The sequence below is a fragment of the Streptomyces sp. NA02950 genome (assembly GCF_013364155.1).
In the GTDB taxonomy this organism is placed as follows: Bacteria; Actinomycetota; Actinomycetes; order Streptomycetales; family Streptomycetaceae; genus Streptomyces.
Genome location: NZ_CP054916.1, coordinates 2995324 through 3021261 on the forward strand (window position 1 = coordinate 2995324; position 25938 = coordinate 3021261).

Below are 25938 nucleotides of genomic sequence, written 5' to 3' on the forward strand. Positions count from 1 at the left end.
CGCCCGGCGCCGGGGAACGGCGTCGCGGGCAGCGGTCTTTCCGGCCAGTGGCGTCGCCCGCCGGTGCGCGCTGGCTGCCACTGACAGGGTCAGGCACGATGCGCGCCGCCGGTGGACACTGGACCGTATGGACCGACCCGCCACCCCCGCCCCACCTGCCGAACTGGGCGGCTTTCTGCGCACCCGCCGCGCCGCCCTGCGCCCCGAGGACGTCGGACTGGTCTCGTACGGCACCCGGCGCCGGGTGCCCGGGCTGCGCCGCGAGGAGCTGGCGCAGCTGGCGGGGGTCAGCGTCGCGTACTACACCCGGCTGGAACAGGGGCAGTCCGCGGGCGCCTCGGACGGGGTGCTGGACGCCATCGCGCGGGCGCTGCGGCTGACCCCCGACGAGCACGCGCATCTGCGCAATCTGGCCCGCCCCGCGCGCACCCCGCGCCCCCGCGCGCCGCGCGCCGAGTGCGCCCGGCCGTCGACCCGGCGGCTGCTGGCGGCGATGGACCAGGTGCCCGCCCTGGTGCTGGACCGCCGCTTCGAGGTGCTGGCCTGGAACCGGCTGGGACACGCCCTGACCGCCGGGCATCTGGCCGCGGAGGCGCCGGACCGCCCGCGGGAGCGGCCCAACGCGCAGCGGATGCTCTTCCTCGATCCGCACACCCGTGAGCTGTACCCGGACTGGGAGACCGAGGCGCGGCGCGCGGTCTCCTCGCTGCGGGTGGCGGCGGGCGAACACCCCGACGACCGGCGGCTGGCCGAGCTGATCGGTGAGCTGACCATGAAGAGCGAGGTGTTCGCGGCGCTGTGGTCGCGCCACCCGGTGCACCGCTGCTCGTTCGGCACGAAGACGTTCCACCATCCGCTGGTGGGACCGCTGGAGCTGGCCTTCGAGATGACCCGGCTGCCGGACTCCGGGGGCCAGGGGCTGCTGATGTACGGCGCGGAGCCGGGGTCCCCGTCCGAGGCGGGCCTGCGGCTGCTGGCGGCCGGGCTCGACGAGGCGGCCGGTGCGCCGGAGCGCACGTCCCGCGACCGGCTCGGGACGCTCTGACCGCCGCGCGCGAACGGCCGGCGGCCACCGCGGCCCTCCCCGCTCCGCGCGCGGTCGATATGGCCGATTCCGCCCCCGGGTGCGCCCTTGTCCGGATCTTTGCCGTCACGAGACGCTGACGCACGTCGACTCGGGGAGGGGGATCGATCCATGGCACACACACGTGGGCGCCGCCGCCGGACGGCCGGGGCGCCGGCCGCCGCCGCGGCGGTGGTCCTGGCACTGGCGCCGCCCGCCCAGGCCGTCCCCGCCCGGGGCCCGGTCCAGGGCGCGGCCACGGCGGTGGAGGGCGGCTACATCGTCGCGCTGAAACGCGGTCCGGGGGCGCCGTCGGCTTCCTCCGGACGCGGCCGGGAGACCGTGGAGCGCTACGGCGTGAGCATCCGCCGCACCTATCGCACCGCGCTCGACGGCTATGCGATACGGGCGGACGAGACACAGGCGAGACGGCTCGCGGCCGATCCGGCGGTGGCCTCGGTGACCCGGGACGCGCGGGTGTCCCTGCGCTCGGCCGCCGCCCCGCGGCGGTCCCCGCGGACCCAGCCCTATCCCCCGTCCTGGGGCCTGGACCGGATCGACCAGCCGGACCCGGTGCCCGACGGAGCGCCGGAACGGACCCTGGACGGGGCGTACACCGCGCCCGCGGACGGCGGGCGCGGTGTCACCGTCTACGTCGTCGACTCCGGGGTGCGCACCGGCCACCGGGACTTCGGCGGCCGGGCCCGCTCCGGCTGGGACTTCGTCGACGACGATCCGGTGGCCGAGGACGGCAACGGCCACGGCACCCATGTGGCCGCGACCGCGGCGGGCACCCGCTACGGCGTGGCGAAGCGCGCCGACGTGGTGGCCGTCCGGGTGCTGGACGACCGCGGCCAGGGCACCAGCGCACAGGTACTCGCCGGGCTCGACTGGGTGCTGAAGCACGCCGTGCGGCCCGCGGTCGTCAATCTGAGCCTGGGGACGACGGATCCGGCACCGGTGCCCGCGTGGGACACGGCGGTGCGGACCGGGATCGCCTCCGGACTCACCTTCACGGTCGCGGCCGGCAACGAGGGCCTGAGCGCGGGCTCCTCCTCCCCCGGCCGGGTGCGGGAGGCCATCACCGTCGGCGCGACCGACCGGTTCGACCGGCGCCCGCGGTTCTCCAACTGGGGCCCGGCCGTTGACCTGTTCGCGCCCGGCGACCGGATCGTCTCGGCGTCGCACACGAGCGACACGGCGGCGGCCACCCGCTCCGGCACCTCGATGGCCGCACCGCACGCGGCCGGTGCCGCCGCGCTGTATCTGGCCGCCCACCGGTCGGCCTCCCCGGCCCGGGTGAGCGCGGCGCTGACGGCCGCCGCGGCCACGGGCGCGGTGCGGGGCGCGGGCCGGGGTTCCCCGAACCGTCTGCTCCGGGTGGCCAACTGACGTACCGGAATACTCATCCGACTGGACGGCCCCCGCCACGCGCGGGGCGGGCCCGTGTACCCGGCGTTACGAACCGGTAGTTCACGGGAACGCGGATTGTCGCCCGGTGCCGTATGGGAAGGCTCTCTCCCCGCGCTCCCCCATGGCCGACCCCATCCGCCCACCAGAGTGAACGCGGACAGGAGCTGTCATGCCCGCACCCCGTCGCCCGGCGACAGAACCGATACAAAGGACAAAAGCCGCCGAAGCACACACACCCGCAACGCCGTCAGGTGATCCTATGATCGGTCGCATTCCCGTCCTGGATATCCGCCCGCTGATCGACTGCGGCCGCCGCCCCGCCAAGGCGGTGGTGGACGAGACCTTCGAGGTCAGTGCCACCGTGTTCCGGGAAGGCCACGACGCGGTCAGCGCCAATGTCATCCTCCGCGATCCGGCCGGACGCATCGGCCCCTGGACCCCGATGCGCGAACTGGCCCCCGGCACCGACCGCTGGGGCGCCGAGATCACCCCCGGCGCCCCCGGCCGCTGGTCGTACACGGTCGAGGCGTGGAGCGACCCGATCGCCACCTGGCGGCATCATGCCCGGATCAAGGTCCCGGCCGGGATCGACACCGATCTGGTCCTGGAGGAGGGCGCCGTGCTGCACGAGAGAGCCGCGGCCGGTGTGCCCAAGAACGACGGCCGGGAGGCGGTGCTGGGCGCCGTCGACGGACTGCGCGACGAGCGGCGCCCGGTGGCCGACCGGCTCGCCGCCGCCCTCGCCCCCGCTGTCACCGAGGCCCTGGACCGCCATCCGCTGCGCGAGTTGGTCACCTCCTCCCGTCCGATGCCGCTCCAGGTCGAGCGGGAGCGCGCACTGTTCGGCTCGTGGTACGAACTGTTCCCGCGCTCGGAGGGCGCCAAGGTGGCCGAGGGGCGCAGACCGGTCAGCGGCACCCTGCGCACCGCCGCCGAACGGCTGCCCGCCGTCGCCGCCGCCGGGTTCGACGTGGTCTATCTGCCGCCGGTGCACCCCATCGGCACCGCCTTCCGCAAAGGCCCCAACAACGCGCTCTCCGCGGGCCCGTACGACGTGGGCTCGCCCTGGGCGATCGGCTCGGCCGACGGCGGACACGACGCGATCCACCCCGACCTCGGCACCCTGGACGACTTCGACCACTTCGTGGCGCGGGCGCGCGAACTGCGGATGGAGGTGGCGCTGGACTTCGCGCTCCAGTGCTCACCGGACCACCCGTGGGTGGACAAGCATCCCGAGTGGTTCCACCGGCGCGCCGACGGCACCATCGCCTACGCCGAGAACCCGCCCAAGAAGTACCAGGACATCTATCCCATCGCCTTCGACCGGGACTTCCCCGGCATCGTCCGGGAGACCGAGCGGGTGCTGCGGTTCTGGATGTCCCACGGGGTGCGGATCTTCCGGGTGGACAATCCGCACACCAAGCCGGTGGTGTTCTGGGAGAAGGTGATCGGGGACATCAACCGCACCGATCCCGATGTGCTGTTCCTCGCCGAGGCGTTCACCCGCCCCGCGATGATGAACACCCTCGCCGCGATCGGCTTCCAGCAGTCGTACACCTACTTCACCTGGCGCAACACCAAGCAGGAGCTCACCGACTACCTCACCGGGCTGTCCGGGGACACGGCCGCCTGGATGCGGCCCAACTTCTTTGTGAACACCCCCGACATCCTGCACGCCTACCTCCAGGAGGGCGGCCGCCCGGCCTTCGCCGCCCGGGCGGTGCTGGCCGCCACCCTCTCCCCCGCCTGGGGCGTCTACGCGGGCTTCGAGCTGTGCGAGAACACCCCGCTGCGCGCCGGGAGCGAGGAGTACCTCGACTCGGAGAAGTACCAGCTGCGGCCCCGCGACTGGGCCGCGGCCGAACGTGAGGGCCGTACCCTCACCCCGCTGATCACCCGGCTGAACCGGGTGCGCCGCCGCCATCCGGCCCTGCGCCGGCTGCGCAACCTCAGATTCCACCACGCCGACAACGACTCCGTCATCGTCTACTCCAAGCGCGCGGGCGACTCGTGCGTGCTCACCGTCGTCAACCTGGACCCGCACCACACCCAGGAGGCGACGGTCTCGTTGAACATGCCGGAACTCGGCCTGGAATGGCACGAGTCCGTCCCGGTGCGCGACGAGCTCACCGGCGAGACCTATCACTGGGGCAGGGACAACTATGTGCGCCTGGAGCCGGGGCGTGAGCCGGCTCCCGCGCATATCTTCTCCCTGCGACCGTCCTCACCGATCGGAGGGTCACCCACACCATGATCGTCAACGAGCCCGTACCGGACACCTTCGAGGACACACCGGCCAAGGACCGCGATCCCGACTGGTTCAAACGCGCCGTCTTCTACGAGGTCCTGGTCCGCTCCTTCCAGGACAGCAACGGCGACGGCATCGGCGACCTCAAGGGACTCACGGCCAAACTGGACTATCTCCAGTGGCTGGGCGTGGACTGCCTGTGGCTGCCGCCGTTCTTCGCCTCGCCGCTGCGGGACGGCGGCTACGACGTGTCGGACTACACGGCCGTGCTGCCGGACTTCGGTGACCTCGCCGACTTCGTCGAGTTCGTCGACGCCGCGCATCAGCGCGGGATGCGCGTGATCATCGATTTTGTCATGAACCACACCAGCGATCAGCATCCGTGGTTCCAGGAGTCGCGCACCGACCCGGACGGACCCTACGGCGACTACTACGTCTGGGCCGACGACGACAAGCAGTACCAGGACGCCCGCATCATCTTCGTCGATACCGAGACGTCCAACTGGACCTTTGATCCGGTACGCAAGCAGTACTACTGGCACCGCTTCTTCTCGCACCAGCCGGACCTCAACTTCGAGAACCCCGGCGTCCAGGAAGAAGTACTGGCCGCCCTGCGCTTCTGGCTGGACCTCGGTATCGACGGATTCCGACTCGACGCCGTCCCGTATCTGTATGCCGAGGAAGGCACCGACTGCGAGAACCTGCCCCGGACCCATGAGATGCTCCGGCGCGTCCGGGCGGAGATCGACGCCCACTACCCCGACACCGTGCTGCTGGCCGAGGCCAATCAGTGGCCGGAGGACGTCGTCGACTACTTCGGCGACTACGCGGTGGGCGGCGACGAATGCCACATGGCCTTCCACTTCCCGGTGATGCCGCGCATCTTCATGGCGGTACGGCGCGAATCGCGCTATCCGGTCTCGGAGGTCCTCTCCAAGACCCCCGCCATCCCCTCCGGCTGTCAGTGGGGCATCTTCCTGCGCAACCACGACGAGCTGACGCTCGAGATGGTCACCGACGAAGAGCGCGACTACATGTACGCGGAGTACGCCAAGGATCCGCGGATGCGCGCCAACATCGGCATCCGGCGGCGACTGGCGCCCCTGCTGGACAACGACCGGAACCAGATCGAGCTGTTCACCGCGCTGCTGCTGTCCCTGCCCGGCTCGCCGATCCTCTACTACGGCGACGAGATCGGCATGGGCGACAACATCTGGCTCGGCGACCGGGACGCCGTGCGCACGCCCATGCAGTGGACCCCCGACCGCAACGCGGGCTTCTCCTCCTGCGACCCGGGGCGGCTGTTCCTGCCGACCATCATGGACCCGGTCTACGGCTACCAGGTCACCAATGTGGAAGCGGCCATGAGCAGCCCCGCCTCGCTGCTCCACTGGACCCGCCGGATGATCGAGATCCGTAAGCAGAACCCGGCCTTCGGCCTGGGCTCCTTCACCGAGCTGCCCTCCTCCAACCCGGCCGTGCTCGCCTTCCTGCGCGAGGCGCCCAGCACCCGGGACGGCGAGGACGACCTGGTGCTGTGCGTGAACAACTTCTCGCGCTTCGCCCAGCCCACCGAACTGGACCTCCAGTCGTTCGCCGGGCGCCACCCGGTCGAGCTGATCGGCGGGGTCCGCTTCCCGGCCATCGGGGAGCTGCCGTATCTGCTGACCCTGGCCGGGCACGGCTTCTACTGGTTCCGGCTGCGGCGTGCCGAGGCCGCCGCACACCGGGCCGACTGACCCGCCCCGGCCGCCCCGGCAGAGTCCTCGTCGGGTTTCGGCCACCGAATACGGCGGCATCGCCCGTACGCGTCCCTCCGGGGGCGCGTACCGGCGTTTTCGACACCCCGTCATGGGCACTCTGTCCACTGGCGAAGCCGATCGCGCACCCCGTACGGACCGTACGGACGATCCTCGCCCGACACGTCCCGCACCGTCGCACAGTCAATGCCGCAATCCGGGACACTTTGCCATGATCTGTCGTGTGCCCGGGGAAAGGACGCGACGTCATGCCGGAAGCTCCGTTCTCCCGGGGGGCACATCACCCGCCGACCGCCGTACCGCGGGCGCAGCCCCCGTACCCCGCAGCCCGCGCCGCCACCGCCGCGCCGGGTGACGGGAGCGGGCTGCTCACCTCGCTCGCGCCGCTGCTCGCGGAGTGGCTGCCCCGGCAGCGCTGGTTCGCGGGCAAGGGGCGTCCGGTCACCGGTTTCGCGCTCGTGGCCGCCACCGAGCTGCTGCCCTGTGCGGCGGCCGGCGCCACCCCCGGTCTGCTCCATCTGCTGATCCGCGCCCAGCAGCCGGAGCCGCCCGGCCACCGGCACGGATACGGCTGCGGCCACCGGCGCGGCGCGGCCGCCAGCGACTGCTACCAGATCCTGCTGGGGGTGCGTTCGGCCCTGCCGCCGCCGCTGGCCCCCGCGCTCGTCGGACGCCCGGACGGCGGACCGCTGGACGGACGCACCCTGTACGAGGCGCTGGCCGACCCCCGGCTGGCCGGGCTGCTGCTGGAGCGGCTGCGGGTGCCGGGCCGGCTGGGGCCGTTGCGCTTCGTCCGCGAACCGGCCACCGCCATCCCAGCCGTCCTCGCCCCGCGGCTGATGACCGCCGAGCAGTCCAACTCCTCCGTGGTCTATGGCGATACGTTTATTCTCAAGCTCTTCCGGCGGGTCAGCCCCGGCACCAACCCCGATCTGGAACTTCCGCTGGCCCTCGCCCGCACCGACTGCACCCGGGTGCCCGCGCCCGCCGCCTGGTTCGAGGCCGCCCCGCCCGCCGAGGGCGCCGGTCCCCGCCCGGAGCCGTTCACCCTCGGGGTGCTCCAGCCGTATCTGACGGGCTCCGCCGACGGCTGGCGGCTGGCGCTGGACGCCCTGACCGTACGGGCCGACTTCACCGACGCCGCCCGCGCGCTCGGCCACACCACCGCCGAGGTGCATCTCGCGATGGCCCGCGCCCTGCCCACCTCGGTGCTGCGCCGCCGTCAGATCGAGCATCTGGCGGCCGGTATGAGCGAGCGGCTGGACTCGGCCGCGGCCGCCGTGCCCGCGCTCCAGCCCTACCGCGCCGCGCTGCACCACGCGTACGAGGACCTCGCCGCGCTGGGCCGCGCGGGCCGCACCTGGTCGGCCCAGCGCATCCACGGCGATCTGCACCTGGGACAGGCGCTGCTGACGGCTGCGGACCCCGGCGGGGGCGGCGGCCGGTGGTCGCTGATCGACTTCGAGGGCGAGCCGTCCCGTCCGCTGGCCGAGCGCCGCCGCCCGCAGCCGCCGGTGCGCGACATCGCGGGCATGCTGCGCTCCTTCGACTACGCGGCGGCCGTGGGCCGCCACGAGGACCCCCAGGAGTGGGCCGGGCGCACCCGTGCCGCCTACTGCGCGGGCTACGCCGAGGTATCCGGCAGCGATCCGCGCGACGAGCCGGAGCTGCTGCGCGCCCACGAGACCGACAAGGCCGTCTACGAAGTCGTCTACGAGGCCCGGCACCGCCCCGACTGGCTGTCCATCCCCATGTCCGCGATCCGGCGCCTCGCCGCCGGCACCTCCGGGAGGACCTCCCCGTGACCGCACGTCCGCCGTCCCGCCCGCACCCGTCCGGCGAGGGGCCGGACCAGGACCCCGCCGCCACCGGCGGCGCGGCCGTCCCGCCGGTCCCGCCGGTCCCGCCGACCTTCCGGCCACACGGCGCCGGGTCCCGCCTCTCCTACGGCTCCCCTCCCGTACCGCGCGCCGCGCGACGGGACTCCGCCGACCCAGCGGCCGCGGCGGACGCGGCGGAGCGGTCGGCGGACCCGGCCGGGGCGTCCCGGCGGCCCCTCACCGGACGCCCGGTCACCGGCCCCGCGCCCGGTCCCGACCCCCATCCCGATACCGCCGCCGACGGCGACGGCGGTCACGGGGTGCGGCCCGCGCCCGCCCTCGGCGACGACGACCGGCGGCGGCTGCTCGGCGGCGCGCACCACGACCCGCACGCCCTGCTCGGCGCCCACCCGGTGCGCGGCGGAGTGCTCTTCCGGGCGCTGCGCCCGTACGCCCGCTCGGTGACCGTGACCGCCACCGGGCTGCGGGCGCGGCTGCGCCGGGAGGGCGACGGGCTGTTCTCCGGTGTGCTGCCGCTGACGGAGATCCCCGACTACCGGCTGCTGGTGGCGTACGAGGGCACCGAACTGGAGCTGGAGGACCCCTACCGCTTCCTGCCCGCCCTCGGCGAACTCGATCTGCATCTGATCGGCGAGGGCCGCCACGAGGAGCTGTGGCGGGCGCTGGGCGCGCATCCGATGACCCACCAGGGGGTGGCCGGGACCCGGTTCACCGTCTGGGCGCCGGACGCGCTCGGGGTGCGGGTCACCGGGGACTTCACCTACTGGGACGGCACCGCCTTCCCGATGCGCTCCCTGGGCGGCAGCGGGGTGTGGGAGCTGTTCCTGCCCGGGGTCGGCGAGGGCGCACTGTACAAGTTCCAGATCACCCGGCCCGACGGCAGCCACACCGTGCGCGCCGATCCGATGGCCCGGCGCACCGAATGCCCGCCCGCCACCGCCTCGGTGGTGCACCTCTCGCACCACCGGTGGACCGACCAGCTCTGGATGTCCCGCCGCCAGGGCCGACGGGTGCACGAGTCCGCGTTCTCGGTGTACGAGGTGCATCTGCCCTCCTGGCGGCCGGGCCTGACCTATCGCCAACTCGCCGAGCAGTTGCCCGCGTACGTCAAGGACCTCGGCTTCACCCATGTCGAGCTGATGCCGGTGGCCGAGCATCCCTTCGGCGGCTCCTGGGGGTACCAGGTCACCGGTTTCTACGCGCCCACCGCGCGGCTGGGCATTCCCGACGACTTCAAGTACCTGGTGGACGCGCTGCACCAGGCGGGCATCGGGGTGCTGGTCGACTGGGTGCCCGCGCACTTCCCGCGGGACGACTGGGCGCTGGCCGAGTTCGACGGCCGTCCGCTGTACGAGCCCGCCGACCCGCGGCGGGCGGCGCATCCGGACTGGGGGACGCTGGAGTTCGACTACGGCCGTACCGAGGTGCGCAACTTCCTGGTGGCCAACGCGGTCTACTGGTGCGAGGAGTTCCATATCGACGGGCTGCGGGTGGACGCGGTGGCCTCGATGCTCTACCTCGACTACTCCCGGGAGCCGGGCCAGTGGACGCCCAACGCGCACGGCGGCCGGGAGAACCTGGACGCGGTCGCGTTCCTCCAGGAGATGAACGCCACCGTCTACCGCCGCTGTCCCGGGGTGGTCACCATCGCCGAGGAGTCCACCGCCTGGGACGGGGTCACCCGCGCCACCCACCATGTGGGCGCCGGTGGTTTCGGCGGCCTCGGCTTCGGGCTGAAGTGGAACATGGGCTGGATGCACGACTCGCTGGGCTACATGGCGCACGAGCCGGTGCACCGCAAGTACCACCACCACGAGATGACGTTCTCGATGGTGTACGCCTACAGCGAGTACTACGTGCTGCCCATCTCGCACGACGAGGTGGTGCACGGCAAGGGCGCGCTGGTGTCCAAGATGCCCGGCGACTGGTGGCAGCAGCGGGCCAACCACCGCGCCTATCTGGGCTTCATGTGGGCCCATCCGGGCAAGCAACTGCTCTTCATGGGGCAGGAGTTCGCGCAGGGCGCGGAGTGGTCGGAAGGGCACGGCCCGGACTGGTGGCTGCTGGACCCCTCGTACTCCGCCGAGGCCGACCACCGGGGCGTACGGGACCTGGTGCGCGAGTTGAACCGGGTCTACACGGCCACACCCCCGCTGTGGCAGCGGGACACCGACCCGGAGGGCTTCTCCTGGGTGGAGGGGGACGCGCGCGAGGACAACGTGTTCGCCTTCCTGCGCTTCGACGCCGAAGGCTCGCCACTGCTGGCCGTCAGCAACTTCTCCCCGGTCGTCCGGCACGAGTACCGCATCGGGGTGCCCGGCGGGACGGCGGAGTGGTACGAGGTGCTCAACACCGACCAGGAGCGCTTCGGCGGCAGCGGGGTGACCAACCGCGAGCCGCTGAAGGCGGAGGCCACCGCCCGGCACGGGCGCCCCGCCAGTGTGCTGGCGGTGCTGCCCCCGCTGGCCACGGTCTGGCTGCGGCCGGCCTAGGGCCCGTCTTCACAGGGGACGCCCTGCTCACGACGCCTGGCACGGATGCGCCCGGGTGAGCTGGAGCAGCAGTCGGCGGGCCCGCGGTACGGACAAGCCCACCAGGCTGGCGGCGGCGGGGGCGGCGATGTCCGGGCCGGGCTGGACGCCCAGCAGCCGGAACAGCCGGGCGGCGTCGGCGCCGAGGGTGTGGTACGGCCAGGAGAACACCGCCCGTATGTCGGTGGTGGTGTCCGGGCCCTCGAACGCGTCGAGGCTGCCGCGGGCGTCGTGCGGTTCACCGGCGAGCGCGGCGAGGCCGAAGCCGGGGTGGGTGGCGGCGCGGGCGGTGACGACGGCCAGCGCCAGCGGCAGTCCGGCGCACACCGTGATGACGTCCGCGACGGCCTGCGGTGCGGCGGCCACCCGCTCGCCGCCCAGCCGCCGCACCAGCGGTGCGCGCTCCTCGTCGCGGCCGAGCAGATCCAGCGGCAGCGGCGCCGCCTGTTCCGCGACGACCCAGCTGGTGAGTCATCGCGGCTGGTCAGCACTACCAGACAGCCGGGGGAACCGGGCAGCAGGGGGCGCACCTGCTCGGCGTCGCGAGCGTTGTCCAGCAGGATCAGCACCCGGCGGTCGGCCGGCAGGCCGCGGTACAGGGCGGTCTGGGCCTCGACGGTGGCCGGGATCCGGTGCGCCGATGAACCATCAACCCCATCCGCGATCCCGTGTTTCACAGCGGATCCCCAGCCGTGACCCAGGCCCCGCCTATCCTGGAATCCTAGGTTCCAGGGCATGGCGAAAGACAAACAGCACACACCCTCGGAGGGTGAGAACGCGCCCGCCACACCGGGCCCCAACCGCCGGAAGATCCTGACCGTCATCGGCGGAGCGGGACTCGGGGTGGCCGGGGTCGCGGCCTACGCCGCCCAGGCGTCGGCCGGACCCGAAAGCTCCGCCACGGACGCGGCCGCCACCGGCTCGCCCACCGCGGACTCCACGTCCAGGCCGCAGTGTCTCCTCACCGCCGAGCAGATGTCGGGTCCCTACTACCTCGAGGACGAGAAGGTCCGCCGCGACATCACGGAGAAGCGGCCGGGCGTACCCCTCGCCCTGACCTTCCAGGTGGTGGACACGAAGACCTGCAAGCCGCTGTCCGACGCGGCGGTGGACATCTGGCACTGCGACGCCGGAGGTGTCTACGCGGGTTACACCGCCATCTCCCCCGACGAGCCCTACGACCCCAGCAAGGCGGATGAGCACGGGCACGTCCCGAACACCGACGAGACGACGTTCCTGCGCGGCATCCAGCTCACCGACAGAGACGGCAAGGCGACGTTCAAGACGATCTTTCCCGGCTGGTACTACGGCCGCACCACCCATATCCACCTCAAGGTGCACTACGAGGGCGATGTCCGGGGCGGGACGTACGAGGGCGGCCATGTCGCCCACACCGGCCAGGTGTTCTTCTCCGACAAGGTGGCCGACGCCATCGCGAAACTGGATCCGTACGCGAAGCACACGGGGACCGAGCGGGTCGTACTCGCCGACGACCACGTCGCCCAGTCGGCGGGGTCGGCCTCGCTCGTCTCGCTCGCGCAGGTCAGGCCGGGCCGTTACGACAAGGGCCTGACCGGTTCGATCGTGCTGGGCGTCGACCCGGACGCGACACCGCCCGAGGCGGGCGGGCGACCGCCGCGGCCCAGCGCCTCCTCCTGATCCCCTGCCCGCCGATCCCCCGGCCCCGCCGGTGACCACCCTCGAACGGCCACGGCCCCGCCCCGATTCAGGAGGGCGGGGCCGTGCGTATCATGTGGCGGCGTCAGACGGGCACCTGCTCCTTCGCCGTGTCGCCACCACGCTGCTCGGGTACCCCGCCGTCGGTGTCGGTGTCGGTGTCGGTGTCCGGGGCGCCGTGGCCACCGCCGTTCCGGACGAAGGCCTCGTTGTCGAACGGCAGCCGTCCGGCGAGGACTTCCCGCATCCGCTCCTTGTCGAGCTCCTTGGTCCAGGTGCCGACGAGGACGGTGGCGACGGCGTTGCCCGCGAAGTTGGTCAGCGCGCGGGCCTCGCTCATGAAGCGGTCGATGCCGACGATCAGGCCGACGCCGTCGACCAGTTCCGGCCGGTGCGACTGGAGGCCGCCCGCCAGCGTCGCCATGCCCGCGCCGGTCACACCCGCCGCGCCCTTCGATGCCACGATCATGAACACCAGCAGGGAGATCTGCTGGCCGATCGAGAGCGGGTCGCCCATCGCCTCGGCGATGAACAGCGAGGCCATGGTCAGATAGATCGCGGTGCCGTCCAGGTTGAAGGAGTAGCCGGTGGGAACGGTGATGCCGACGACCGGACGGCTGACGCCCGCGTGCTCCATCTTGGCGATCAGCAGCGGCAGCGCGGACTCGGACGACGAGGTCGACAGGATCAGCAGGAACTCCCGCGCCAGGTACTTCAGCAGCAGGAACAGATTCACCCCCGCGACCAGCCGCAGCAGTGTGCCGAGGACGACCACCACGAACAGGGCACAGGTGACATAGAAGCCGATCATGATGACGGCGAGCGCCTTGAGCGCGTCGAGACCGGTCTCGCCGACCACCGCGGCGATGGCACCGAAGGCACCGACCGGCGCCACCCACATCACCATCGACAGCAGTGTGAAGACGAGCTGCTGGATGTGGCCGACACCGCGCAGGACCGGCTCGCCCTTCCGGCCCATGGCCTGGAGCGCAAAGCCCACCAGTACGGCCACGAACAGGGTCTGGAGCAGCTTTTCGCCGGTGAAGGCGGAGACGAGGGTGGTGGGGATGATGCCGAGCAGGAAGTCCGCGGTGGACTCGCCGCCGGCATCCTCGGCCTGGCTCTGCCCGGCCTGAGCTGCCTCATGGCTCATGTGCAGCCCACTGCCGGGCTCGAGTATGTTCCCGACGACCAGCCCGATGGCGAGGGCGACGGTCGACATCAGCAGGAAGTAGCCGAGGGCGAGCCCGCCGACCGCGCCGACCTTCGCGGCCTTCCGTACCGAGCCGATGCCCAGCACGATCGTGCAGAAGATGATCGGCGAGATCAGCATCTTGATCAGGCTCACAAAGCCGGCGCCGATGGGCTTCAGCTCCACCGCCACATCGGGAGCCGCGAAGCCCACCACGATGCCGAGCGCCACCGCGCCGATCACGGCGAGGTAGAGGTAGTGAATCCGTTCCTTCTTCGCGCCCTTCTTCGCGCTTCCCGGTTCGGTCGGCGAGGTCTGCGCAGCCACGTTGCTGCCCCCTTCTGTAGGTGCCGTCCAACTGTCCCGGCGCTGTATCGTGTGCGGCTCGCACACCGCCTTGAACGGTCCCGGCGACTATGCACCACCCCTGTGATGGGGGTCACCCTTCCGTTCATTTCGTTCACGCAAAGGTGCGTGTGCAGACTGATGGGCATGCGCGTGCCCCGCCCCCGGAGCCTGGCCGGCCAGCTCTTCGCGATGCAGGTCGTGCTGGTGGCCGCCCTGGTGGCGGGATGTGCCGTCTTCGCGTACGTGACCGACGGGCGGCAGGCGGAAGTGGCCGCGCGCCGCCAGGCCACCGCCGCCGCGGCCGCCATCGCCGCCTCCCCCGCCGTCGCCGAGGCCGTACGGTCCGACGACCCCAGCGCCCGGCTCCAGCCGTACGCCGAGAAGGTGCGCCGGGACACCGGGGTCACCTTTGTGACGATCATGAACACCCGCGGTATCCGCTGGACCCACCCCGACCCGGAGCAGATCGGCGCCCGCTACCTCGGCCACATCAAGCCCGCGCTGCGCGGCCGGATCTTCCCCGAGACCTACACCGGCACCCTCGGCCCCTCGGTGCGTGTGGTCGCCCCGGTCCGCGACGCCCGCGCCGGGGGCCGGATCACCGCGCTGGTCAGCGCGGGCATCACGGTGGACACCATCAGCGCCAAGGTGCGCCGCCAGCTGCTCGCCCTGCTCGGCGTCGCGCTGGCCGCCCTGGCGGTCGGCGGAGTGGCCGCGTACATCATCAACGCCCGGCTGCGCCGCCATACGCACGGCATGAACGCCGCCGAGCTGAGCCGGATGCACGACTACCACGAGGCCGCCCTGCACGCCGTGCGCGAGGGGCTGCTGATGCTCGACGGACGGCGGCGGATCGCGCTGATCAACGACGCCGGACGGGAGCTGCTGGGGCTGTCCGGCGACACGGTCGGTGCCTACGTCACCGAGCTGGGCCTGCCGCCGCCGCTGACCGGCGCCCTGCTGGCCACCGAGCCGCGCGTGGACGAACTGCATCTGACCGCGGAGCGGCTGCTGGTCGTGAACACCTCCCCGGTGAGCAGCGGTGAGAAACGCGGCACCGTGGTCACCCTGCGCGACCACACCGAGCTCCAGACGCTCTCCGGCGAGCTGGACTCCGTCCGCGGCTTCGCCGAGGCCCTGCGCTCCCAGGCCCACGAGGCCGCCAACCGGCTCCACGCCGTCGTCTCCCTGATCGAGCTGGGCCGGGCCGACGAGGCGGTCGACTTCGCGACGGCCGAGCTGGAGCTGGCGCAGGCGCTGACGGACCAGGTGGTCGCCGCCGTCGCCGAGCCGGTGCTGGCCGCGCTGCTGCTGGGCAAGGCGGCCCAGGCCAGCGAACGCGGTGTCGAACTCGTCCTCGCCCCGGCCAGCCGCATCGACGACGGAGTCCTGCCGCCCGGCCTGCCCGCCCGCGATCTGGTGACCATCCTCGGCAACCTCCTCGACAACGCGACGGACGCGGCGGCCGAGGGCGTGGGCAGCGGCGCTGCCCGCAGCGCCCGCGTCACGGTCACCGCCCGCGCGGCCGACGGCGAGCTGACCCTGCGCGTCGCCGACACCGGCGCCGGTCTCGACCCGGCGGCGGCCGAGGAGATCTTCCGCCGCGGCTGGAGCACCAAGTCCCCGGGCCGGGGCCTTGGCCTGGCCCTGGTCCAGCAGGCGGTCCGCCGCAACGCGGGCACGGTGCGGGTGTCGGCGGCAGAGGGCGGCGGCGCGGAATTCACCGTCCGCCTGCCGCTGGTGGCGGCCCCGATCGGCTGAGCCACGGCGGGGACGCGTACGTACCCGGTGCCGTACGGACTCGTCCAGCCGGTGGACGCCGGGGTTCGGGGCCTGGCCACCGTCAATTACGCTCCGTAAATTGGAGCCCCTAGCTCCGGCTCGCCATCCGCCGTTCGACAGCCGCCCCCCACGCGCACCGAGAGGAGTCCGTCCCATGAGCCCGTCGCAGGCGCATCCCGCGCTGATCCGGGTGCTCGTCGTCGAGGACGACCCTCTCGCGGCGGACGCGCACCGGATGTACGTCGAGCGCGTCCCCGGATTCACCGTCGTCGGGACCGCCCGCTGCGGCGGGGACGCCCAGCGGCTCCTGGAGCGGACCCCCGCCGACCTCCTGCTCCTGGATCTCTACCTGCCCGACGGCCACGGCCTCCAACTGGTGCGGGCACTGCGCGCGGCCGGGCACGGCGCGGACGTCATCGCGGTCACCTCCGCCCGCGACCTCGCCGTGGTCCGCGACGGCGTCTCGCTCGGCGTCGTGCAGTACGTGCTGAAACCGTTCACCTTCTCCACCCTCCGGGACCGCCTCCTGCGCTACGCGCGGTTCCGGGCGACCGCGGGCGAGGCCAGCGGCCAGGAGGAGGTCGACCGCGCCCTCGCCGCCCTGCGGGCACCCCGGCCCGCCGCCATGCCGAAGGGGCTGACACAGGCCACCCTCCAGGCCGTGACCGACACCCTGCGCGGCGCCGATGACGGCATCTCGGCCGCGGCCACCGCCGAGGAAGTCGGCATCTCCCGCATCACCGCGCGCCGCTATCTGGAGCACCTGGTGGAAGCGGGCCGCGCCGCCCGCACCCCCCACTACGGCCAGATCGGCCGCCCCGAACTCCTCTACCGCTGGCTGAGCGAGGGCTGAGCAGGGGCGGACCCGGGCGACGCGGGTCAGCTTCCGCGCGGCCACGAAGGGTCCCAGCGGAATCCGGACCGCACCCGCGGCGGCACCTGCGTGAGGTCCGGAGAGAGCCGGACCGGACTGTCGTTCGCTCAAGTGCGTTCCAGGTCATGGGGATTGACCCTGCGATGAGGCCGCACTTACGGTCGGCGCGCAGCCCATCGAGGCCAGCGCTAGGAGGTCGTGCTCGTGCGCCCCACCGCTCCTCTGATCCTCTCCGCCGCCCTCGTCGCCGCCGCGGGGCTCACCGCCTGCGGCGGTGGCTCGGGAAGCGACCCGGACACCGTCAAGGTCGCCTACAACCGTTCCACCGACAACAAGATCCGCTTCAAGGACAACCATCTCGCCGAGGTGAAGAAGCAGTTCGAGAAGGCGAACCCCGGCAAGAAGGTCAAGCTGATCCCGGTCCAGGCGCAGGACAACGACTACGCCACCAAGATCCAGCAGATGATGCGGTCGCCCCGGACCGCGCCCGATCTGGTCTACGAGGACACCTTCCGGATCAACTCCGATATCAAGGCGGGCTATCTGCGCCCCCTCGACGCATATCTGGCCACGTGGAAGACCTGGGACCAGTTCGTCGACACCGCGAAGAGCGCCGCCAAGGCGGAGGACGGCAAGACGTACGGCATCCCGGACGGCACCGACACCCGCGGGCTGTGGTTCAACAAGGAGATCTTCGCCAAGGCCGGGCTGCCGGACGACTGGGCGCCGAAGAACTGGGACGAGATCCTCGAGGCCGCCCGCACCATCAAGAAGAAGGTCCCCGGCGTCATCCCGCTCAACGTCTACACCGGCAAGGCGCCCGGTGAGACCTCGGTGATGCAGGGCTTCGAGATGCTGCTGTACGGCACGGGCGAGGACCCCCTCTACGACCCCGGGGCCAAGAAGTGGGTCGTCGGCGACAAAGGATTCGAGGACGCCCTCGGCTTCCTCCGCACCGTCTACTCCCAGAAGCTGGGCCCCGACATCTCCGACGCGTTCGACCCCAACGTCGGCACCACCGTCTTCAGCGAATGGCTGCCCGAAGGCAAGCTGGCCATCGCCCTCGACGGCTCCTGGCTCGGCCAGAACTGGCTGAAGACCGGCGGCAAGCCGTGGCCCGAGTGGTCCAGGACGCTCGGCCAGGCCCCGATGCCCACCCAGAAGGGCCAGGCCCCGGGCAAGGTCAGCATGTCCGGCGGCTGGACCTGGTCGATCACCGCCAAGTCCAAGAACCCCGATCTGGCCTGGAAGTTCATCCAGCAGCTCCAGACCAGGAAGAACGCGGTGCGGTGGGACATCGTCGGCGCGCAGATCGCCGTGCGGAAGGATGTGGCGAGGGACCCGGAGTATCTGAGGTCCATGCCCGGTATCACCTTCTTCACCGGCCTGGTCAAGCACACCCACTACCGCCCGGCGCTCCCCGTCTATCCCCAGGTGTCCTCCGCCATCGGCGAGGCGATGGAGGCGGTCACCACGGGCGACGCCTCACCGCGCGGCGCCGCCGAGGGGTACGCCGAGCAGCTGAAGTCCATCGCCGACGGCAACACGGTCAGCAAGGGCTGAGGCCCGATGACCACGATGACGACCGCGACCAAGGTGGCGGCGCCGGTCCGGGGGCGGCGTCGCCACCGCCCCCTGCGCTGGCTCCCGCTCGCCCCCGCGACCGTCCTGCTGCTGCTCTTCCTCGGTGGGCCGATCGGCTACTGCGTCTACATCGCGTTCACCAATATGCAGCTCACCGGCGCGGCCACCACGGACTTCGTCGGCCTCGACAACTTCCGGCGCGCCTTCGGGGACGACGACTTCCGCAACGCGGTCGTCCTCACCCTCGTCTTCACCTTCGTCTCCTCGCTCATCGGCCAGAACACCCTGGGCCTCGGCCTGGCCGCCCTGATGCGGCGCGCGTCCAAGCCGGTGCGCACCCTCACCGGCTCGATCGTCATCGCGGCCTGGGTGCTTCCCGAGATCGTGGCGGGCTTCCTGCTGTACGCCTTCTTCCGCCGCGAGGGCACGCTGAACTCGGTCCTGGACGCGGTGGGCCTGCCGTCGCAGAACTGGCTCTACACCCTGCCGATCCTGGCCGTGTCCTTCGCCAACGTCTGGCGCGGCACGGCCTTCTCGATGCTCGTCTACTCCGCCGCGCTCGCCGAGATCCCCAAGGAGATCACGGAGGCGGCGGAGGTCGACGGCGCGGGCGGTCTTGGCCGCTTCTGGCACATCACCCTGCCGATGATCCGCCGCTCCATCGGCACCAACCTGATGCTGAACACCTTGCAGACGCTGTCGGTGTTCGGCCTCATCTGGGCCATGACCCGCGGCGGCCCCGGCAACCGCAGCCAGACCCTCCCGGTCTTCATGTACGACCAGGCGTTCAACAAGGCCCTCATCGGCTACGGCACGGCGGTGGCCCTGCTGTTGCTGCTGGTGGGCGCGTTGTTCTCGCTGATCTATCTGCGCCTGATGAGGGAGGAGGTCTGACACGGTCCGCGCATGCGCGCGCCTTGTTTTGCCCCAGACCTCTCGCTTCCGGAACTATGACCGCATGGCCTCCATGAAGCAGTTCGACCCCGCGTCCGGGGCCCGCGATTTCCTCGCCGCCGAGTTCGAGAGGCGAGAGGGCGCTTTCGCGACAATCCGCGCCGTCTTCTCCCGCTACGGTTTCCAGCCGCTTCAGACCCCCGCGTTCGAGCGGCTGGACGTGCTCACCGGCAAGTACGGCGACGAGGGTGACAAACTGATCTTCAAGATCCTGCGGCGCGGGGAGCATGAGGCCACGGGAGAGGCGGACCTGGCACTCCGCTATGACCTCACCGTCCCGCTCGCCCGCGCAGCAGCGGCGTACGGCAGTCAACTCCCGTCGCCGTACAAGCGTTACGCCATCGCCCCCGTATGGCGAGCCGACCGGCCTGGCAAGGGGCGCTTCCGCGAATTCGTCCAATGCGACCTGGACATCGTGGGCTCATCCTCGCCACTGTCCGACGCCGAGGTCGTCCTCGCTCTGCACGACGCCCTGGAAGCGCTCGGCGTACCGGAGTTCCGTTTCCTGGTGAACTCCCGCCACGCCCTGTTCGGTCTGCTGGAGGCGTACGGCGTGCCGGACGGCGTTGGTTCGGGTGTGCTGATCACGCTCGACAAGCTCGACAAGCTGTCGCCGGAGGCGGTGGTGAGCGAATTGGTGACCGGCCGTGGACTGTCGCAGGACGTGGCGCAGGGCCTGGTGGATGACCTCACCTCGCCCGACGCGATCGAGCGGATCCGGGGAGAGCTGAAGTCCAGCGAGATGGGGCAGGTGGGCCTGGCGGAGGTGGACCGGCTGCTGGAACTGACCAGGAACGCGATCCCCGCCGAGCGGATCGGGTTCACGCCGAACCTGGTGCGCGGCCTGGACTACTACACCGGGATCATCTTCGAGGTCGTCGCGCCGGGCATGCCCGGGTCGATCGCCTCCGGCGGGCGGTACGACGGTCTGATCTCCCGGCTCGGCGGCAAGGACTCCCCGGCCTGTGGCGGTTCGCTCGGCATTGAGCGCATCCTGCCGCTGCTGGAGCAGGCCGACCAGGACAGCTACTCGCAGATCGATGTGGCCGTTACGGTCATGGGCGAGGACCTGGCAGCGGACAGCTTCCGGCTGGCGGCTGAAATCCGCCGCGCTGGCGTTCGAACAGGTACTTATCTCGGTTCCAGCGGGAAGTTCGCCAAGCAGATGAAGTGGGCCAGTGACCAAGGGGCACACTTCTGCGTGATCTACGGCAAGGCGGAGCGCGACGCCGGTACGGTCACGCTGCGGGATATGGACAGCGGCGAGCAGGTCCAGGTCCCGCTCGATCAGGCTGCTGCGGAGCTTGCGCGGCGGTGCGCACCGTCCAGTTGACGCGGCGGACCCGTTCGCTGCCGACTTGCTCCAAGGAGGAGCGGATGGGGAAGCAAGGCGATCGGATCTTCGCGGTAACAGCTGAGCGGGGTTTCCCGACCCCTGGCTCAGCTTCGGAGACTCACTCTGTGACGAGGCGGCTCTCAGCACGGAGTTAACCCAAGCGATCAGCAAGGCCCGCAAGGAGCCATCGCCCGAGACCCGCACCGAGGTCGCGCGGGTCTTCGAGGCGAAGATGGCGAACCTGCGCCGCTGCGCCGGGATCCTTGACCAGGTGCTGGACGACTACGACGCTTCCGGCATGTGGGCGATCCTCGGTGAGCGGATCGGCAGGCTCGATATCGAGGACGTGCTGGAGACCTGGGGCCGCACCCAGGCGCTGCATCCGTTCCCGGTCGTGCTCAAGAGCCTGGAGTTCAACTGGGGGTACATGAAGGAGCACGGAGTCCGGGCGTTCTACGAGATGACCCGCGGCTACATCTCGCGGCTCCAGGAGAACACCGAGCGGTGGCATAGCGCCTGGCGCAGCGAGGTCGACACCGGAGTGGTGGACCGCATCACGTCCATCGAGTGCGACCTGGCGAGCATCGAGGCTCCGATGCACTGCGATGTCTGCAAGAAGACGATCACGGCTCTGCTGTACCTCGACGCATAGCCAGGGGCATGCCATGCGCCCCTGCCGCCCCCAGCATGGAATGGCAGGGGCGCGTTGCCGCCGGTGCTGAACGAGTGACCTGCCTGCGGGCTGATGAGAGAGGAGGTCTGAATCGGGTCAGCCCGCCGCCGCCTACCACTCGCCCTTCTTGGCCTTGTACAGGTCGATCTCCGGGTTCGCGAAGAGGTGAACGTAGCCGCAGTTCCAGCAGATCAGCCCGAGCGCCGACTCGTTCGCCCAGGCGAGGTTCAAGAGCTCCGCCCCGCTGCTGTTGAGTTTCACCTTGCGGTCCCGGAACAGATCGCCCTTGCAGAACATGCAGGTGATCCACTCGTCCCCGACAGCCGCACGCACGGGCTTGGCCACGTGCCCCACCATGCCTTTCCCTAGGTCACCGAGCAGCGCACCCGTTCGAACGCGCGACCCGGTGCGCCAGCATAGCTGCGCCGCCGGCGCGGGCGGTGAGCGCGGCCCGGAAGACCGCCCAGGCGGCGGGGCTGAAGCGGAGGACGGGGCCGCGGGGGTTCTTGGAGTCGCGTACGGCGACGGTGCGGGGGAGGTTGGTGGCCACCTCCACGCACTCGTGCTCTGGATCGCTGTAGCTCGCCTTGCGGAAGGCGAAAGCTGTCACGGCTCACTCCCCACGGCGCGCCTGCCCGCCGCCCACGGCGGCACTGAACGCCATCCAGGCGGCGGGAGAACAACGAACTATGGGTCCGGCCGGATTCTTGGAGTCACGTATGACGACAGTGTTCGGGACGTTGGTGGCGACCTCGACGCACTCGTAGTCTCCATTGCTGTAACTCGACTTCCGGAACACAAAAGGCGCCATTCTCACATCTCTCCTCGGACGGCGTTGATGAATGATCGGCTCTCCGACTCGGTGAGCGCCGCACTGGCGATTCTCGCGAAAAGCTTGTCACGCTGGGCAGCTTCATCGCCGCCCTCAATCCACAGTTGTCCGAAGGCCGTCTCCGAGTACACCACGTCCATGGCGCCCGGCTCGGTGAACGAGATGATGTTGAACGCACCACTCATGCCGGGGTGCTCCCCCGCGGCAAACGGCAGGACCTGGATCGCCACGTTCGCAAGCTCCGTCGCCTGCTCCAGTCGTTCCAACTGCTGACACATAACCTCCTCGCCGCCGACGAGGTGCCGCAGGGCGCTTTCATGGATCACGGCCCGCAGGGCGAGCCTCGGCTCCTCAGTGAGTCGCCGCTGCCGGGTAATCCTGGCGGCAACGAACTGTTCGCCGTCATCCGGATGACCTTCGGTCGAACCTCCCTTCGCTAGGGCGCGGGCGTACTCGGGGGTTTGGAGCAGTCCAGGGATATAGGAGACCTGCCAGGTCCTGATGCTTGTCGCCACACTTTCCAGAGCGACGTACTCATGCATGGCTCCGACGCCCGGGAAGTCATTCCACCAGCCCTTGGCTTTTCGCCGCTCGCGATCGATCTTCGCCAGCTCAAGGAGACCGCCGACAGCGGCGGGGTCACTCACGCCGTAGAGCTCGCAAAGCGCCCGGATGTCTGGGTCACGCATCGGGACCCAACCGCGCTCCATCTTGGCGACCTTGGTGGTGGAACCGGTGAGCGCTTTGGCGGCGTGGGTCTGCGTCAAGCCCGCCGCCGTGCGGAGCTTGATCAGTTCGCCGCCGAGCCTGCGTCCCAGAACGGTCGAGGTGCTGTTTCCCTGCATCGGCTGACTTGTCGTCACGCGCACAGTCTGGTCGCGCGGGACCTCGGCCGCAAACCGATAGGAGGAAATCCTCCAAGAGGAACTTGTGCGGCATGCGACGACGGCGCTACGGTCCGTGATGAACCACTCGCACAGGGACGTCAGTTGGCGGCTCCACACCGCCCTGCCCACTGGAGGAACGCGATGGCCTGCGCGCCCCAAGATCCCCGGATCACCGACCCCAACGACCCCGTCGTCCACGAGTCCCGCGTCGACTACGTCCCGACGCTGATAAGCGTGACCCGCGCCCGTCAGCACGCCACCCGCCTCCTGGCCGAGTGGGGGCATCCCGCCATCGCCGACGACACCGCGCTCATCGTGTCCGAGCTGGCCACCAACGCGGTGCGCCACGGCCACGTACCCGGGCGGCTGTTCCGCGTCTACCTCACCCTCACCAAGACGCGGTTACGCGTCACCGTCACCGACCCCCTGGGCGAACGCATGCCACGCCCACGTCGCCCCTCCCCCAGCGACAACAACGGCCGTGGCCTGCTCATCGTCCGCGCCCTGGCCGCCCGCTGGGGCGTACGCGAACGCACCGTCGGCAAGGAGGTCTGGGCGGAACTCGACCTCGCCGGGCCATGAATCGGCGGTGGCGCTCAGCGCGGCATCACCCAGTCCGGCACCCAGGTCCCGGCGGCGCCGCGCCCGCCCGCCGCGGCGGCGGCGGCGAGGTGGGCGCGGAGGGTGGCCAGGGCCGGGTGGGGGTTGTCGCGGTGCCAGAGGAGCGAGTGCGGGTAGACGGGCGTCGGGTCGGTCACCGGGATACGGCGCAGGCCGTGGCCGGCGGGCCAGACGGTGGGGGCACCTCCCAGCGGTAGCTGGGGGAGGGTCTGCTCGCCCATGAAGGTGGCCAGGGCCGGGGTGTCGGCGACGGTGTCGAGGAGCGCGTCGGAGCCGAAGTTGGGACCGGTCGCCTCGATGGTGAGGCCGAACGCGGCGACGAGGTCGTCGTAGTAGGCGCCCCACTCGGTACCGGGGACGATGCCGGGCATCCAGATCCGGTGCCCGGCGAGCTGGGCGACGGTCACCGACCGGGCGCCCGCCAGCGCGTGGGCGGGGCCGGTGAGGAGCTGGAGCGGCTCGTCGAGCACCCGGACGGACTCGATGTCCTCGGGAAGGGGCCGGCCGGGCGCGGCGACGGCGCGGAAGGACGCGTCGATCGCACCGGACCGGATGGCGGCGATGGCCGTCTCGACGTCGAACAGCATCACCACGTCGAGGTCGACCTCGGGGTGCGCGCGGTGGAAGCCGCGCATCAGGCCCGACGGCGCGACGCGCGAGGCGATCACATCGACGCGCAGCGGACGGCGGCCGGGGCGCACGGACGCGACCGCGCGCTCGGCGACGCGCAGCAGCTCGCGCGCGTGGGGCAGGAACGCCTGCCCGTCGATGGTGAGCTCGGCGCCGCGCGGGGTGCGGGTGAACAGCCGCACGCCGAGGTCGCGCTCCAGTGCGGCGATGCGTTTGGAGACAGCCTGCTGGGTAACCGCCAGCTCGGCGGCTGCCTCCTGGAACTGCCTCGCGTCGGCGGCGGCGACGAAGGTCCGGACGGTGTCGAGGTCCATGCCGAAACCCTATGGACACAACCGATGGTTGTGGTCGGCGGCCCTGCGGTTGTTTGATCCCCGGGTACGGCGCTCGCTTGGATGCTTCCGATCGCGGATGGGTTGTGCGGACGAGTGGCGGGGGCGTCGGGTATGAGGAGCGGGCACCGGCTGGGGCGGCAGTTCGGGTGGCTGTGGGGGGCGTACGGGACCAGCGCGCTCGGCACATGGCTCGCCTTCGGCGCGTTCCCGCTGATCGCCATCCGGGTGCTGCACGCCGGACCGGCCGAGGTTGCCGCGCTCTCCTCCGTGGGGGCCGCGATGGGCGCGGTCGTGGCGGTACCGCTCGGCCCGTGGGTGGAGTTCCGCCGCAAGCGGCCGGTGCTGATCGCGATGGACCTGGTGCGGTTCGCGGCGCTGCTGACGATCCCCACCGCGTTCGCGTTCGGCGTCCTCACCTTCCTTCAGCTCCTGCTGGTCTCGGTCGTCGTCGCGGCGGCCGACATCACTTTCCGCGCCGCCTCCGGCGCGTACCTCAAGACGCTGCTGCCGGCCGAGGACCTGCTCGTCGCCAACGCCCGGTTCGAGTCCACGACCTGGACGACCACGATGATCGGGCCGCCGCTGGGCGGCGCGGCGATCGGGCTCCTCGGTCCGGTGGCGACGGTGGTGGCCGACGCGGTCAGCTACCTGCTCTCGGCCCTGGGCATCCGCGCGACGGGCGGGCACGAGCCACGGCCCGAGCGCCGGAAGGCCGCGCGCATGCGGGCCCGGGACCTGCTCGACGGCTGGCGGTACATCCTCGCCGACGCGACACTGCGTCCGCTGTTCCTCAACACCGCCCTGTTCAACGGCCTGGTGATGGCCGCCCAGCCGCTGCTCGCCGTCCTGATGCTCGGCCGACTCGGGTTCGCTCCGTGGGAGTACGGCCTCGCCTTCGCCGCGCCCTCGATCGCCGGGCTGCTCGGTTCGCGGCTGGCCCGACCACTCGTCACCCGGTTCGGACAGCACCAGGTGCTGGTCGCGGTCGGGGCGCTGCGCGCGCTCTGGCCCGTCGGCCTGGCCTTCCTGGGGCCGGGCACCGGAGGACTGCTGCTGGTGATGGGCGTCGAGCTCGGGCTCATCTTCTGCTGCGGGGTCTTCAACCCGGTCTGCACCACCTACCGCCTCGAGCGCACCGCGACCGATCGGGTCACCCGCACCCTGTCCGCCTGGGCGGTGACGACCAAGGCCTCGACCGCGCTCCTGACGGCCGTCTGGGGCGTGCTGGGCGGCCTGCTCGGCCCGCGTACGGCCATCGGCCTGGCCGGGGTGCTGCTGCTGGCGACCCCGCTGCTGCTCCCCCGCCGCGCGGCAGCGCATCTCTCCGAGCCGGAGCCGGCACCGAGCCGCACCTGAC

The 25938-nt window shown here is 71.3% G+C and carries 22 protein-coding genes; 15 read left to right on the top strand and 7 right to left on the bottom strand.

Translation table 11 applies throughout. The features are described 5' to 3' along the window. Positions 1 to 127 precede the first annotated feature (127 nt). From HUT19_RS12520 to glgB, 6 genes are all read left to right on the top strand, one after another. Positions 128 to 1045 carry a helix-turn-helix domain-containing protein gene (locus tag HUT19_RS12520; protein WP_176180550.1) on the top strand — a complete coding sequence of 306 codons (918 nt, stop codon included), beginning with the start codon at positions 128 to 130 and terminating at the stop codon, positions 1043 to 1045. 150 nt (positions 1046 to 1195) lie between these two features. Continuing rightward, a complete protein-coding gene (locus HUT19_RS12525; protein ID WP_176180551.1) occupies positions 1196 to 2455 on the top strand; it encodes a S8 family peptidase in 1260 nt (419 codons plus the stop codon). A 280-nt stretch (positions 2456 to 2735) separates the two neighbouring features. Beyond that, entirely contained in the window at positions 2736 to 4730 is a 1995-nt protein-coding gene (locus HUT19_RS12530) for an alpha-1,4-glucan--maltose-1-phosphate maltosyltransferase (RefSeq protein WP_176180552.1), read from the top strand. Next, on the top strand, positions 4727 to 6463 hold the full coding sequence (gene treS, locus HUT19_RS12535) for a maltose alpha-D-glucosyltransferase (protein ID WP_176180553.1): 1737 nt from the start codon (positions 4727 to 4729) through the stop codon (positions 6461 to 6463). Before HUT19_RS12530 ends, treS begins: the two co-directional genes overlap by 4 nt. 269 nt (positions 6464 to 6732) lie before the next feature. Further along, positions 6733 to 8289 (top strand): maltokinase, encoded by a 1557-nt coding sequence (locus HUT19_RS12540; RefSeq protein WP_176180554.1) that lies wholly within the window; start codon positions 6733 to 6735, stop codon positions 8287 to 8289. 335 nt (positions 8290 to 8624) lie between these two features. Next, positions 8625 to 10817, top strand: coding sequence for a 1,4-alpha-glucan branching enzyme (gene glgB, locus HUT19_RS12545; RefSeq protein WP_176186800.1), 2193 nt, complete (start codon positions 8625 to 8627; stop codon positions 10815 to 10817). Positions 10818 to 10844: 27 nt separating this feature from the next. Here the strand turns inward: glgB and HUT19_RS43950 are convergent, their stop codons facing one another. Next, positions 10845 to 11246: a hypothetical protein gene (locus HUT19_RS43950; RefSeq protein WP_303331859.1), complete on the bottom strand. Its 402-nt coding sequence runs from the start codon at positions 11244 to 11246 to the stop codon at positions 10845 to 10847. A gap of 345 nt (positions 11247 to 11591) precedes the next feature. Here HUT19_RS43950 and HUT19_RS12555 point away from each other — a divergent pair, with 345 nt between their 5' ends. Further along, a complete protein-coding gene (locus HUT19_RS12555; RefSeq protein ID WP_176180555.1) occupies positions 11592 to 12515 on the top strand; it encodes an intradiol ring-cleavage dioxygenase in 924 nt (307 codons plus the stop codon). A 103-nt stretch (positions 12516 to 12618) separates the two neighbouring features. Here HUT19_RS12555 and HUT19_RS12560 read toward each other — a convergent pair whose 3' ends face one another. After that, positions 12619 to 14052, bottom strand: a complete 1434-nt coding sequence (locus HUT19_RS12560; protein WP_176180556.1) for a cation:dicarboxylase symporter family transporter — start codon at positions 14050 to 14052, stop codon at positions 12619 to 12621. 165 nt (positions 14053 to 14217) lie between these two features. Here HUT19_RS12560 and HUT19_RS12565 point away from each other — a divergent pair, with 165 nt between their 5' ends. The 6 genes from HUT19_RS12565 (at position 14218) to HUT19_RS12590 (ending at position 21255) form a co-directional block, all read left to right on the top strand. Beyond that, positions 14218 to 15834: a sensor histidine kinase gene (locus tag HUT19_RS12565; RefSeq protein ID WP_254885549.1), complete on the top strand. Its 1617-nt coding sequence runs from the start codon at positions 14218 to 14220 to the stop codon at positions 15832 to 15834. Between the two features lie 175 nt (positions 15835 to 16009). Continuing rightward, the gene (locus tag HUT19_RS12570) at positions 16010 to 16708 is read left to right on the top strand and encodes a response regulator (protein WP_176180558.1); all 699 of its coding nucleotides are present in this window, start codon (positions 16010 to 16012) and stop codon (positions 16706 to 16708) included. 225 nt (positions 16709 to 16933) lie between these two features. Then, positions 16934 to 18292, top strand: a complete 1359-nt coding sequence (locus HUT19_RS12575; protein ID WP_176180559.1) for an ABC transporter substrate-binding protein — start codon at positions 16934 to 16936, stop codon at positions 18290 to 18292. 15 nt (positions 18293 to 18307) lie between these two features. Beyond that, positions 18308 to 19207 carry a carbohydrate ABC transporter permease gene (locus HUT19_RS12580; RefSeq protein WP_176186802.1) on the top strand — a complete coding sequence of 300 codons (900 nt, stop codon included), beginning with the start codon at positions 18308 to 18310 and terminating at the stop codon, positions 19205 to 19207. Positions 19208 to 19271: 64 nt separating this feature from the next. After that, positions 19272 to 20600 (top strand): histidine--tRNA ligase, encoded by a 1329-nt coding sequence (gene hisS / locus HUT19_RS12585; protein WP_176180560.1) that lies wholly within the window; start codon positions 19272 to 19274, stop codon positions 20598 to 20600. Between the two features lie 235 nt (positions 20601 to 20835). Further along, a complete protein-coding gene (locus tag HUT19_RS12590) occupies positions 20836 to 21255 on the top strand; it encodes a hypothetical protein (RefSeq protein WP_254885550.1) in 420 nt (139 codons plus the stop codon). A gap of 132 nt (positions 21256 to 21387) precedes the next feature. On the opposite strand, the gene HUT19_RS12595 is transcribed toward HUT19_RS12590, so the two are convergent. From HUT19_RS12595 to HUT19_RS12610, 4 genes are read right to left on the bottom strand one after another with little or no spacing between them, the layout of a single operon-like run. Next, entirely contained in the window at positions 21388 to 21621 is a 234-nt protein-coding gene (locus tag HUT19_RS12595) for a hypothetical protein (protein WP_176180561.1), read from the bottom strand. 25 nt (positions 21622 to 21646) lie between these two features. Next, positions 21647 to 21886: a DUF397 domain-containing protein gene (locus HUT19_RS12600; RefSeq protein WP_176180562.1), complete on the bottom strand. Its 240-nt coding sequence runs from the start codon at positions 21884 to 21886 to the stop codon at positions 21647 to 21649. A 3-nt stretch (positions 21887 to 21889) separates the two neighbouring features. Further along, positions 21890 to 22087, bottom strand: a complete 198-nt coding sequence (locus HUT19_RS12605; protein ID WP_176180563.1) for a DUF397 domain-containing protein — start codon at positions 22085 to 22087, stop codon at positions 21890 to 21892. 2 nt (positions 22088 to 22089) lie between these two features. Beyond that, positions 22090 to 22971: a helix-turn-helix domain-containing protein gene (locus tag HUT19_RS12610; protein ID WP_368661689.1), complete on the bottom strand. Its 882-nt coding sequence runs from the start codon at positions 22969 to 22971 to the stop codon at positions 22090 to 22092. A gap of 165 nt (positions 22972 to 23136) precedes the next feature. Between HUT19_RS12610 and HUT19_RS12615 the strand changes: the two genes are divergently transcribed. Then, a complete protein-coding gene (locus HUT19_RS12615; RefSeq protein WP_176180564.1) occupies positions 23137 to 23577 on the top strand; it encodes an ATP-binding protein in 441 nt (146 codons plus the stop codon). 14 nt (positions 23578 to 23591) lie between these two features. On the opposite strand, the gene HUT19_RS12620 is transcribed toward HUT19_RS12615, so the two are convergent. Further along, complete coding sequence (locus HUT19_RS12620; RefSeq protein ID WP_176180565.1) at positions 23592 to 24560, bottom strand: LysR family transcriptional regulator; 969 nt, start codon at positions 24558 to 24560, stop codon at positions 23592 to 23594. A 132-nt stretch (positions 24561 to 24692) separates the two neighbouring features. Between HUT19_RS12620 and HUT19_RS12625 the strand changes: the two genes are divergently transcribed. Continuing rightward, complete coding sequence (locus HUT19_RS12625; protein ID WP_176180566.1) at positions 24693 to 25937, top strand: MFS transporter; 1245 nt, start codon at positions 24693 to 24695, stop codon at positions 25935 to 25937. Position 25938: the final 1 nt, after the last annotated feature.

Bases quoted from the DNA above. Each gene is read 5' to 3' on its own strand.
- HUT19_RS12520 (WP_176180550.1), top strand. From the start codon at position 128: ATGGACCGACCCGCCACCCCCGCCCCACCTGCCGAACTGGGCGGCTTT.
- HUT19_RS12525 (WP_176180551.1), top strand. From the start codon at position 1,196: ATGGCACACACACGTGGGCGCCGCCGCCGGACGGCCGGGGCGCCGGCC.
- HUT19_RS12530 (WP_176180552.1), top strand. From the start codon at position 2,736: ATGATCGGTCGCATTCCCGTCCTGGATATCCGCCCGCTGATCGACTGC.
- treS (WP_176180553.1), top strand. From the start codon at position 4,727: ATGATCGTCAACGAGCCCGTACCGGACACCTTCGAGGACACACCGGCC.
- HUT19_RS12540 (WP_176180554.1), top strand. From the start codon at position 6,733: ATGCCGGAAGCTCCGTTCTCCCGGGGGGCACATCACCCGCCGACCGCC.
- HUT19_RS12555 (WP_176180555.1), top strand. From the start codon at position 11,592: ATGGCGAAAGACAAACAGCACACACCCTCGGAGGGTGAGAACGCGCCC.
- HUT19_RS12565 (WP_254885549.1), top strand. From the start codon at position 14,218: ATGCGCGTGCCCCGCCCCCGGAGCCTGGCCGGCCAGCTCTTCGCGATG.
- HUT19_RS12570 (WP_176180558.1), top strand. From the start codon at position 16,010: ATGAGCCCGTCGCAGGCGCATCCCGCGCTGATCCGGGTGCTCGTCGTC.
- HUT19_RS12580 (WP_176186802.1), top strand. From the start codon at position 18,308: ATGACGACCGCGACCAAGGTGGCGGCGCCGGTCCGGGGGCGGCGTCGC.
- hisS (WP_176180560.1), top strand. From the start codon at position 19,272: ATGGCCTCCATGAAGCAGTTCGACCCCGCGTCCGGGGCCCGCGATTTC.
- HUT19_RS12590 (WP_254885550.1), top strand. From the start codon at position 20,836: ATGGCGAACCTGCGCCGCTGCGCCGGGATCCTTGACCAGGTGCTGGAC.
- HUT19_RS12605 (WP_176180563.1), bottom strand. From the start codon at position 22,087: ATGGCGCCTTTTGTGTTCCGGAAGTCGAGTTACAGCAATGGAGACTAC.
- HUT19_RS12615 (WP_176180564.1), top strand. From the start codon at position 23,137: ATGGCCTGCGCGCCCCAAGATCCCCGGATCACCGACCCCAACGACCCC.
- HUT19_RS12620 (WP_176180565.1), bottom strand. From the start codon at position 24,560: ATGGACCTCGACACCGTCCGGACCTTCGTCGCCGCCGCCGACGCGAGG.
- HUT19_RS12625 (WP_176180566.1), top strand. From the start codon at position 24,693: ATGAGGAGCGGGCACCGGCTGGGGCGGCAGTTCGGGTGGCTGTGGGGG.